Genomic DNA, 12,333 nt, shown 5'->3' with positions numbered 1-12,333 from the left:
GCGGTTGATCTCGAGACGGAGAGCGGATGCCGCGACCGTCACACCGCCGCCGAGCGGGATGCTGACCTCGGTGATGGCCAGGACGCCGGCGAGCCCGGCGGGGCCGATCTGCAGAGCCCCCGAGAAGGTGAGGGTGCCGATCGGTGCGCCGAAGCTCGCCTTCGCCAAGACGGCGACGTCTATGATCTTGGCCCCGCCCACCGTCCGCTGCGAGAAGGTGATGGTGCCCTGCGTCAGCAGGAAGCCGCCGATATCGATCGTGATGCCCTGGCCGGTGATCGCCAGCGACGGAGCTGCGGCGCCGGTGTTAAGCGAGAGCGAGAAGGTGCCGCTGACCCCGATGCCCGGCAGGGTGACCGCGACCGTGCCGCTGATCGACCCGACCAGGCCGCCAGTGCTGCCGCTGACGGGGCTGAGGACGAACGAGCCCGTGCCGCCGGTCAGCGTCACGAACTCCGTGGTGCCGTCGCCGAAGCCCGCGCGCGCGTTCGCGATCGTGATCGAGGTGGTCGTGCCCGACTTCGTGAAGGTGAAGTCACCCGACACCCGCTGGCCGGCGACGGCGATGGCGACGTCGACGCCTTCCACCCGGATGTAGGGGCCGACCTGCAGCTCGAGCACGATGGTCGTGCCGTCCAGCTCGAACGTCTGCGCGACCGCGGCTCCGGAGTTGACGGCCACGGTGAAGGTTCCGCTGAACTGCACTGCGTCGTCGGGGACGAGGATGCGGACCGTGCCGCCGGCCCGGCCCGCCAGGCCCGCCGCGGTCATGACGAAGACCGCCTCGCCGTCGGTCAGGCGAACGCCGGCGATGGCGGTGCCGATGGTGAGGGTGAGCGCCGAGGCGATGAGCACCGTGGTGGCCGGCGCGACCGTTCCGGCCGGTGCACCGGGGGCGACGTGGCCGCGGACCTGCGAGAAGACGAAGACGCCGCTGAGGGTCTGCTCCTGGATGGTGAGCACGGCGGGAGTCGCGAGCGTTCCGACCTGCACCCGCACCGAGCTCGGGGGCAGGACGGCGCCCTGAACCGTCTTCGGGGTCGTCGCGGTGTTGATCTGCAGCTGGACCGCGCCGTCGAGGTCGAACGCGTCGCCGGCGTTGAGGGTGATGGTCGCGACGAGCACGGCGGCGACGCCGGCGGTCGTGAGCTCGAGCTCGCCGGACGCGATCGTCGCGAGGGCGACGCCGTCACCGAGGCTCAGCGTGAGCGGGCTGCCGCCGTCGCGGGCTGCAGAGCCGAACTTGATGCGCAGCCCGCCGCCGGTCAGCGTCTCGATGGCGAAGGTGCCGGTGAGCTCCTGGCCGGCGATGCTCAGCGTCAGGTCGCCGATGACGAGGAGGTGCGGCGCGCCGGGCGCACCCTCGGCGACCGTGACGGCGGTGTCGCCCGAGCCGAGCACCTGCTCGGTGCTGGTCTCGTTGAACGAGACGGCGACGGTCCCCGCGAGCGTGACGCCCGGGATGCCGACGAGCTCGACCGTGCCCGATACGGCGACGACGCGGCTGCCCGCGGTGCCGCTGACGACGCCGCTCACGTTGGTGAGGAAGAGACCGGTCGCGAACGGGTTGCGCGCGCCGCCGTCGACGAAGCCGGGGCCCTGGCCGACGAAGATCGTGAGTCCGCTGACCTCGAGCTCGGAGCCGCTGAACGCCACGCTGCCGATGATCTCGACGAAGTCGCCGAGCGTGATGGATCCCGAGACGGCCAGGGCGATGAATGGGGCACCGCCGACGGCGATCTCGTCCGCGGCGAACACGAGGGCGACGTCGATGCCGCCGACGGTGATCGTCTGGTTCAGCGCCTGAGTGGTGCCGTTGTATCGGACCGCGACCGTCGCGTCCGCGTCGAGGCCGCTGGCGGAGGCCGAGACGACCCCCGAGAACGTCCCGACGATGCCGCCGGCGGTGAGCAGGAACGCACCCTTCCCGTCGGTGATGGCGAGCGGGCCCGCCTCGCCTTCCGGCGTGAGCGAGACGGTGATCTGGCTGAACGCGATCGTGGTGACGGCGGTGGTCGCGTTGCGGCTCAGCAGGAAGTTGCCCGAGAACGACGGGCCGCCCGTCACGCCGAGCACGCCGTTCGTGATCGCGATGTGCAGGAACGGCCCGACCGGCACGTCGATACCGAGGTCGGTGCGGCGGATGGCGGCGTTCGTGGTGTTGATGGCGAACTCGACGTCGCCGCCTAGCGTCAGGCCGGGGAGGGAGAAGATGCCGATCGTCGATCCGGAGAAGGTGGCCGCGATGCCGCCGGCAGTCACCACGAGCGCGCCGGACCAGTGGTGGCCGGTCGTGATGTTGACGAAGCCGCCGAGCTGCAGGGTGAGATCGGTGACCGCGAAGCCGACCTCGCCGCTCGGCGTGCGGCTGACGAGGATGCGCGCGGCGCCGAGCGTCTGGCCCGCGACGGTGAGCGACGCTCCGGTGACCTCGACCTTCAGCCCGGGCTGGAGGGTGACTTCGGTCGACTCGCCCTCGTCGAGCGTGATGGCAGCGGTGCCGGAGTTGATCTGCACGGCGACGACGCCGGTGACCTCGAGGCCGGGGACCGTGACCGTGAGGGTCGCGCCGACGGAGCCCGCCATGCCGGTCGCCGTGAGGAAGAAGGTGCCCGAGACGTCGGTCACGCTGACGAGCGGTGCGCCGCCCGCGCCGAAGGCGATCGCGCCGTTGTCGATCGTGAGGCTGAGCGTGCTGCCGCTCTTCACGACCTCGATGTCGCCCGCGATGGTCTGGCCCGCGACGCTGATCCCGACGTCCGTGCCGGCGAGGCGCAGGTAACCGCCGGTGACGCCCGGCAGCTCGACGCTGATCGTGCCGGTGCCGACCCGCACGGCCTCGTCGACGGCGGCATCGGTCGTGTTGATCTCGAGGGCCAGCGTCGCGGCCAGCGTGACGCCCGGAACACCGCTCAGTGCGACGGCCCCCGACACCCGACCTGCGAGTCCCCCGGCTGCGGGAAGCACGAAGAGCGCCTCGCCGCCGGTGAGCGAAAGTCGCGCACTGCCCGCGGTGAGAGAGAGCTCGACGTTCGCGAGCGCGATCTTGGTGAGCGTGGTGTCGTCGGTGCCGCCGAGGACGCCGTCCGTGCCGTAGGAGGTGGCGCGCTCGAAGGCGACGTCGGCGCGGATGGCCTGGTCGAGGACCGTCAGCACGACTCCGGTGCCGGCCAGACGCAGGTACGGGCCGGCCGGAACGTCGAGCGACACCGTGCCCGAGCCGATCTGGAGCGTCTCCGAGACCGCGGCCGACGTGGTGTTGAGCTGCAGCTCGAGCATCCCGGTGAGAGAGAACGGCGCGCCGGTCTGCACCTCGATGTGGACGGTCAGCGAACCTGCGATCCCGAGCGGCGTGATCACGAAGAGTCCCGTGCCGTTCGACGCGCTGAGGGGGCCGAGGTCGAGCTCGACCTCGGCGAGTGCGATGCGCGTGACGGTCGCACCCGCGGTCGTGGTCACCTGCTCGACGACGACGTCGCCGGTGAGCGTCTGCCCGAACACCGCGATCGACAGGTCCTCACCGCCGACGCGGATGAGGCCCGCCGCCAGCGTCACGTCGTCGGGGGCGGTTCCGATGGTCTGGCTGGCCGTCGTCGTGTTGAAGTCGATGGTGATCATGCCGGTCACGGTGACGTCGGAAACGCCGAGCACGACGTCGACCGCGATCGACCCGTAGGCGCCGGCCGCGCCGACGACGATGGTCGCGGTGGCGCCCGCGCCCGAGGTCGGCTGCGAGATCGTGACGAGCGGAGTGTCGCCGCCGAGCACGAGCGTCGTGTTGCGCAGCGTCACGGTGAGCGTGCCCGACGCGTCGACGATCTCGATGTCGGTCGTCAGCGACTGGCCGGCGACCGTGAGGGTGATGCCTGTCCCGGCGACGCGCAGGTAGCCGTCCACGCCTCCAGCCGGCAGCGTCAGCTCGAGCGTCTCGCCCGCGATGGTGAAGGACTGGTCGATCGCGTCGACCGCGGTGGAGAACTCCACGGCGAGGGCGCCCGAGAGGGCGACGCCGGGAACATCGAGCGCGAGCGTGCCGGTGATGCGACCGGCGAAGGACGACGTGCCGCCGCCCGACGAGAGGAGGATGAGCGCCGTGCCGTCGGTGACAGAGACCGCGCCGCCGCCGAGGGTAATGTGCACCGCGGTCGCCGCGATGCGGAGCACCTTCTTCGTGGCATCCGGCGACCCGTTCGCACCGAGCGGCGTGACCTGCTCGATCGCGACGTTCGCCGAGATCGACTGGCCGAGCACCTGGAGCGTGAGCCCGGTGCCCTCGAAGCGCAGGTACGGGCCGGCGGCGACATCCAGCGACTGCGTCGTGGTGCCGACGACGACGGATGCCTGCACCCTGGTGGCGGTGGTGTTGAGGGTCAGCGCGAGGGCGCCGTCGAGCGACGCGTCGGCGCCGAGGCGGACGGTGATGCTGCCCCCGATGCGCCCCGCGATCCCGGTGGTCGTCACGACGAGGAGGCCGGATCCGCCGGTGAGGCGGACGCCCAGGTCGTCGGCGACCTCGGTGGTCCCCGCGCCCGGCGTGCCGGCGTCGTCGCCCAGGAAGAGCGCGACGTTCGCGAGGCCGATGACGGTCGTGGCGACGCCGCCCGACACCAGTCGCTCGACGGCGATGTCGGCGCGGATCGTCTGGCCGAGGAACGCCAGGTCGAGTCCGGTCAACGAGACCCGCACGTACGGACCGGCGGGGAGCGCGGTCGACCCGACGGTGACCGCGACGGCCGCACTGTTCACGGCGACCGTGGCGGTGACCCCGTCGACGCCGAGCGCCTCGATCGAGACGACGGCGCTGAGCGAACCGGCGATGCCGTCGGCGCGGATCACGAGTGCGCCGGTGATCTCGCCGAGCTCGACCGCGTCGCCGAGCGAGATCGCCCCGTTGTCGACCGACAGCGTGATGCCCGTGCCGTCACGTCCGAACGAGAAGTCTCCGGTGAGCGACTGACCGGCGAAGGCGAGGCTCGCGTCGCTGACGACGAACTCGGTGACCGCGGCGGCCGCCGCGAAGTTCACGGCCACGCCGGGTGCGGTGCTGCCCGGGATCTCGATCGTCTGCGAGACGGCGAGGCCGGTGCTGTTGACCCGCACACTCGTCGTTCCCGTGACCGTCACGCCCGGGACGCCGATGATGCTGACGGTGCCGGTCGCGACGAGCGCATGCCCGTTGCCCATCTCGATGAGGCCGATGGTCGCGCCGGTGAGCAGCACGCCGACCGCGAGCGGATTGATCGCGCCCGACTGCAGGAAGGCGGGTCCGCGGCCGAGGAAGATCGTGAGGCCGGATGCCGCGACCACGCGCACCGGTTGGCCGCCGATCACCGTGTCGCTGAAGGTGAGGTTGCCCTCGATGGTGACGAAGTCGCCGATCGTGAGAGTGAGGTCCGAGACCGAGAGCCGGAAGATCGTGCCGCCCGGGGCAGGCTCGGGAAGCTTGAAGACGATCGTCTTGCCGCCGACGATGAGCGTCGTGTCGATCGCGGCGGGGGTGGTGTTGACCTCGAGCAGGACCGAGCCCGAGACCGAGACACCGCTGCCGCCGAGCGACGCGGATCCGGCGAGGAAGCCGGCCACGCCGTCTTCGCGGATGATGAGCGCGCCCTCGCCGTCGAAGAGCGACGGGTCGGCGTCCGCGGCGCCCAGGTAGGCGTCGACGCCGGTCATCGCGACCACGATCTCGGCGGCGCCCGACGCGTGGACCGTACGGGTGAAGGCGAAAGAGCCGACGAGCTTGCCGCCGGCGATGGCGGCAGTGAGGCTCTCGACCTCGATACGCAGGTACGGACCGGCCGGCAGCACGACGCTGCTGCCAAGGTCGACCGGACCCGGAGTCGTGTTGACAGACAGCGAGATCGTCTTGCCCGTGATCGAGATGAGGTCGGGAACGGTGAGGGCCGCGGTCGCGGTGACCTGGCCGGCCACGCCCGCGGAAGTGATGAGGAACGTGCCGGTGATGGCGCTCACGTCCACGTACGGGGTGGCGACCGGGCCGAGCTTGACCGATCCGCCCGTGACGCTGACCCGGTAGCTCGCGACATTCGCGGCGACGACGCGCTCGAACCAGATGGAGCCCGTGATCGCGACGCCCGAGACGTTCACCGAAAGGCTCGCGGCGCCCACCCGGACGGTGCCCGCAGCGATCGAGTCGTGCTCGGCCGCGGCATCCGTGTTGATCTGTACGGTGAGGCTCGCGGCGGTGATGCCCACGCCCGGGACGTTGAGCGAAGGCGCGCCGGTGAAGCTGCCCCAGATGCCCGAGGCGCCCGTGGTGAGCGAGGCGGTGACGCCGGTGACGGTCGCGATGCCGTCGCCGAACACGAGCGATCCGTCCGACACCGTGACGACGGTCGTGGCGCCGTACTTCTCGACCGTGATCGATCCGGTGAGGCGCTGCCCGGCGACCACGAGCGTGATGTCGGTGCCGCTGAGCTGCAGATAGTCGGCCGACCCGGCGGGGAGCACCAGGGGGAGGTCAGCGCCTCGCACCGCGACGGTCGTGTCGATGGCGACGCCGGTCGTGTTGATCCGCACGCCGAGTCCGCCCGTGAGTAAGACACCCGGAAGGCTCACGGCGATGACGCCGGAGAGGGATGCCGCGAACCCGGCGTCCGTCAGAAGGAGCGCTCCGGTGCCCTGCGTGAGCGAGACGACCGTCGAGCCGCCGGCCGTGAGCAGGAGCGAGCCGTTCGCGATGCCGGCTCGCACGACGATATCGCCGGCCGCGTCGACGCCGCGCTGGAGGCTGAGGTCGGCCGTGAGGGCCTGGCCGCCGACGGTGATGGTGGTGCCGATCGCGTCGACGCGCAGGTACGGTCCTGCGGGCAGGTCGCCGATCGCGGCGCTTGCGGTGTTGAGGGCGATGGCAACGGTCGACGCGAAGGCGAACTCCGTGATCTCGCTCGAGATGCCGGCCTCGAGCCGGCCGGCGACGCCGCCCGCCGTGATCGTGATGGAGCCGTGTATCCCGCTGAGCGCGATCAGCTCGGTGCCGTTCTCCTCGACGACGAACTCGCCGCCGCTCACCGAGATCTCGGTGCGGGTGACGCCGGCGGTGGTCGTGCGCGAGACGGCGAACTCCGCGAAGGTGATCGCCTGTCCCGCGATCGTGAGGCTGATCCCCGTGCCCGTCGCGCGCACGAAGGAGTCGCTCTCGGCGGTGCTGAGGCCGAGGCTCAGCGTGCCCGAGAATGCCAGGCCCGGGACGGTGATGGTGAGCGTGCCGTCGAGGTCGGCGGTCGCTTCGTCGCCGGATAGGGTCAGGTTGCCGCCGCCCGTGAAGCTCGCGACGGTCGCATCGCCTTCGCGGAACGTGAGGACCAGGTTCGACACGGTGACTGTGAAGCCGTCGCCCGCGTCGGCGAAGACGAAGTCGCCGGTCATCCTCTGGCCGAGGACGACGAGCGTCAGGCCGGTGCCGCTGATGGTGTCGCCCTCGCCCGCGGTGAAGGCCACGATGACGTCGCCCGATCCGTCCGCGAGGGCGATGGTCTCCGAGACGGCATCGCTGAAGCCGTTGATGCGGGCGCGCAGCGTGCCGCTGAAGCTCGCGTCGGCCCAGCCCGTGAGCGTGACGGTTCCGGTCGCGTCGAGCGCGACATCGGTCCCGCCGCTCCCCGACTCGATGTAGAGCCCGATCACGGCGTTCGAGAGGGCGAGCCCCTCGCCGAGGTCGAGGCTCAGTCCGCGCGCAGCGACTGCCACGGCGGTCGTGCCGGCGGCGGTGTCGATCTCGAGGCGACCGGCGAGCGTGGCGGTGAGCGTGCCGGTCGCGACGACGGTCGCCGAGAGCGAGCCGCTGGTGCCGGCGGTGCCGAGGATCAGAGTGCCCGCGCCGCCGCTGAGGACCACCGTCTGCTCGGAACCGGAGGCCAGCGTCGTCTGCAGGTCGCTCACGGTGAGCGTCGTGACGCCGGCCGCCTGCGTCGCGCGGACGGCGCCGGTGAGGACCGTGGTGCCGACCGTGAGGGCGAGGTTGGCGCTCAGCGCGAGCCCGTCGGTGCCGTTGTAGCTGAGGACCGCGTCGGTGAGCGCGAGGCCCGACGTGCCGCCGGAGATGGACACCGTGCCGCCGGTCAGCTCGACCTCGACGTCGCCGGTGTCCCCGCGCGAGATGAGCGAGAGCGATCCGCCGGCCATCGAGACGTGTCCGCCGAAGCCCGCGGAGACGTTCGACGCGGTGATCGTGAGGTTGGAGCCGGACTGGCTGAGCGTCGCCGAGTCGGCGGAGAGCGTGGCGATCTCGGTGCCGCCCGCGGCGATCGCGATCTCGAACGTCGTTGCCGGCGAGAGAGCTCCGACCGTGATGAGGAGCGAGCCGGCATCGAGCGACGTGGCGTTGGTCAGCGTGTAGGTCGCCGAGACGGCGGCGTTCGCGGTGATCGACAGCGACCCGACGACGAGCGACAGCTGGAGTCCCGCGCTGAAGATGGCGGAGCCGCTGTAGGGCGAGGCGACCGAGACGGTGTTGATGGTGAGCGTGATGTCGCTCAGCGTCAGGGCGGAGCCGAGGCGGTGCGTACCGAGGTTCTGCGTGTACGTCTGGTTCGCGAGGTACGACTGCAGCTGCTGGACGATGAGCCCGACGATGCCGGCGAGCGGCGAGCCGGCGACGTAGTCCGAGAAGTGCGGCAGTGCCGCCGTGATGGTGCCGGACGCGTCATCCGCCGTCGTGTGAATGGCCTGGACCGAGCCATCGGGTGCGACGTACCAGATGCGCGAGCCGCTCGCCGCGCCGCCGACGGCGATCGTGAGCACGGGGGCGATGAGGAACGTCGTGATCTCGGCGCCGGTGCGGATGTCGTACGCACGCAGATCGTAGATCGACGAGGTCGTGAGGATGCCGCCGACTGCCGCGGTGCGCGAGGTGATCACGATCCAGGCGTCTGCCGGCAGCGAGCCGGGTGCGAAGGTGAGGGTCGCGTTCCCGAACGAGACGGTGCCGCCCGTGGAGGCGGGGAGGAGAACCGCACCGGCAGGTGGCGTGATCGCCAGCGACTGCTCGGGGCTCTCGAGGGTGAGGGTGGCGGCCGGGTCGAGGAGTGTGACGGCCGCGTCGAGGTGGATGACTGCGGTGGACTGAGCGCTTCCGGCGACCGGAGGCCCGCGGCCCGCTTGGATCAGCATGTCGTCGCCGGCGAAGACCGGGCTGTTCACATCGACGATGGCAGAGCGCGTCGCCGCCGGCAGCAGGAACGTCCGGTCGACGGCGAGGTCCTGACCGCGGCCGCCGGCCGAGCCGGAGCCGTTGGCGATCGCCGAGAGATCGATGGTTCCGCCGCTGCGGAGCGGCGCCGAGCCCAGGACGCTGCCGAGCGCCGTGGTGACCGTGGCGGCGAGGACCGAGCCCGCGAAGGTGCGGACCGGAATCGCCGGGACGGCGATCGCCGACGTCGATGCGGCGCCGAGCGCGGCCAGAAGCTGGATCGGGGCGGCCGGCGCGATCGCCACCGGAGCGGCTGCCGCGGACGAGAAGCTGACCGATGTGCCGGCCGACGCGAGCGTCACTGAACCGGCAACCGTCGCAGCGCGGTCGAGGCGCGCGGTGATGTCGTGGGTGCCGAGCACGAGAGCGGCGCCAGCGGCGGTGGCGCGGGCCTCGGCCTCCTGCGTCGCGGTGATCGCGAGGTCCCCCGAAAGGGCGAGCGGCGCGCCGGCGCCGACCACCGCGGAGGTCGCGGCGGTGGAGGAGACGAGCGCCCATCCGGTGCTGTCTGCGGTGGCGGAGTGGCGAGTGGTCGCACGGAGGGCGAGGTCGGCGGCGCCGGTGAGGCCTGCGCCGGTCGAGACGCTGCTCTCGGCGACGTCGCGGATGACGAGCGCCGCGACTCCGCCGTCGGTACCGGTCGCGGACGTCGACGCGGCGATGTCGGAGTCGGTCTGCAGCGAGACGTTCGCGGCGCCGACGGTCAGCTGGGCGGCCGGTGCGATGCGGGCGATCGTCTCAAGGAACGCGCGTCCGACGGCGATCGAGCCGGATGCGGGCGCTGCCGCCAGGGCGCGGCCTGAGAGAGTGGATGCCTCGGCCGACGTTTCCGCGGCACCCGAGGTGCCGGCCGCCGCGACGCGCAGCGTGCCTGCGGCCGCCGCGACGAGGACCAGTTCGGCGGCCGAGATGTGCTGGTCGCCCTCGACGATCGCGTGAGTCAGGCGGGTGAGGTCGGCCTCGGACAGCGCGACGCCTCCGTCGTTGGCCGAGACGGCGATCGCCGACGCGGTGTTACGCGCCTCGATCCGGACGGTGCCGGGCGTGCCGATGCTCGAGTTGCCGCTCACGCGGGTGACCGCGGCCGAGACCCCCTTCACGAAGGCGAACTGGCCGGAGGCCGCCAGGTCGGCGGTAGAGTCGCTGCGCAGCGTCACGTCGCCGCTGGCGTGGATCGTCGCGCCGTCGAGGCTGACGGTGGCCGTCGAGGATCCACGTGCGCTCGTCGCGTTCGCCGACTCGGCGGTGAGACTGACCGCGCCGCCCGAGAGGGTTGCTCCGTTGACCGAGACGGATGCCGCGGCATCCACTGCTCCGGTCCGGACATCGGACGCGGCGAGCGTGATCGCTCCGTCACGGTCGGTGCCGCGGGTGTCGAGGACGGCGCCGGATTCGACCGCGATGCGGCGACCCCGCACAGTGACATCGGCGCCGGCGAAGGACAGGGAGCCGGCGAGCGTGACGGTGTCGACGCTCTCGATCAGAGCGGCGAGGCGCGGGGCGAGGAACGTCAGGCTCGCGACGAGCGAGTCCAGGCGAAGTCGCGTACCGTCCGCGGCGAGACGGGCGGCGCCGGCGAGACCGGTGATGTGCAGGCGGTCCGTCGCGGCCTCGATGGCGAGCGCGAGTCCTGCGATGCCGCTGAGGTCGACGGTGAAGGAAGCGGTGGATGCCGCGGCGTCCGTTCCGCGCACGACGACCGCGGTGAGGCCGGCGGCGTCGACCGAGGAGGTCGAGCCGGAGGGAGACGTGAAGCGGATCGCACCGCCGGAGAGGCGGAGGGTGCCGGTGGCGGCATCCGTCGACGACAGCGTCAGCGCGGCGGTCGTGCCGTCCACCGTCCATCCGGTCGTGGCGGCCGGCGCTTGGCCGGCGTCGGCGGGCTGCTGGGTCTGCTGGGTCTCCGTCCGGGCTTCGGCCGGCGTCTGAGCCTCGGTCGGCGTCTGGGTCTTCGTCGGCGTCTGGGCCTCGGCCGGCGTCTGAGTGTCCGGTGCGGGCTCAACGGGTGCGACGGGCCCGGCGGAAGCCGCAGGCTCGGCCGCGGCCGGCGCGGGCTCGGCTGCGGGAAGCACGGACGCGTCCACGCCGAACGACTGCCCGGGCGAGAGGGTTGCCGACATCAGGCCCGAGCCGTGGCCGGCGCCGAGGGCGTGGCCGATCTCGTGACGCACGACCGTGAGGAGGTCGATGCGCGACCAGCCCCAACCGGCGGCGTCGTCGTCGATCACGATTGAGCGGCCGGATGCCTGCCCGAGCGTCGCGCCCGAGAGCGCCGCGACCGTGGCGGAGATGCCCGAGACGTCGGCTCCGACGGCCGCCCACTCGGCGGTGGCCTGCGCCACCGCGCCGGCGAGCACACCCGCGGACAGGGCCTGGTCGGCAGCCACGGGGTCGGCGGGAAGGCTCGACGCCGTGAGCGCCTCGGTCTCATCCTCGCTCGCGGAAGGGCTGGGAGTCGGTGTCGGAGTCGGTGTGGGCGCCGGCGTCGGCGTCGGCGTCGGCGTCGGCGTCGGTGTCGACGTCGGCGTGCTGACGCCGACCCCGTTGTCGCCGGAGATCGTGGCGTCGCCGTCCTCCATGGGGCACGAGATCGACGCGGGCTGGCCGTTCGCGCCTCCGACGGTCGTGCACTGGCTGGTCGAGAGGGCCTTCGCCAGAGCGGCGAGCGCCTCCTGAAGCTTGGCGTCGGCGTCGGCCTGTGCCTGGGCGACCTGCTGCGCGGTGACGAGCTGCTGGAGGTGGGCCGCCTCGGCCGCCTCGGCCGCGCGGTCGCGCTGCGTCTGAGGAGCGGTTGTCGTGGGCTGGCGCTGCTGGGTGGCGAAGATCTCATCGAGGGCCGCCCGCGCTTCGTCGCGTGGAAGCATCTCAACGGCCAGCACCTGGGCGTCGCGCAGGTGGATGACCTCGGGCGCGTCGGGAACGATGGGGTCGGATGCCGGCGTCTGCGCGGGCTGCTCGGGCGTGATGGGCGCGGCCGGCGCGGCGGGCTGCGTCGCATTCGCTGGTGGGGCGCCGAGGACCGCGATCATTGCGGCGGTGACGATGGAGGAGACGATGGCGGCGCCGTGGCGGCGCGCGACGGTGCGGATGCGCGAGCCGCCATCATGCTGACCAGGGCGCAT

General features: G+C 72.1%; 1 protein-coding gene (only partly in view). It reads right to left on the bottom strand.

All coding sequences use genetic code 11. The annotated features are described in order from the left end of the window. Positions 1 to 12,333, bottom strand: the 5' end (the start) of a protein-coding gene (locus BV907_RS01045; protein WP_175637315.1) for a hypothetical protein. The gene continues 25,233 nt to the left of window position 1, outside the view; the window shows 12,333 of its 37,566 coding nt (coding positions 1-12,333); it begins with the start codon at positions 12,331 to 12,333; its stop codon lies off the left edge, out of view.

The sequence above is a fragment of the Sinomonas mesophila genome, assembly GCF_001999765.1.
In the GTDB taxonomy this organism is placed as follows: domain Bacteria; phylum Actinomycetota; class Actinomycetes; order Actinomycetales; family Micrococcaceae; genus Sinomonas; species Sinomonas mesophila.
Note: the sequence above shows the minus strand (reverse complement) of the source record. Positions and strands in the feature narration are given on the sequence as shown.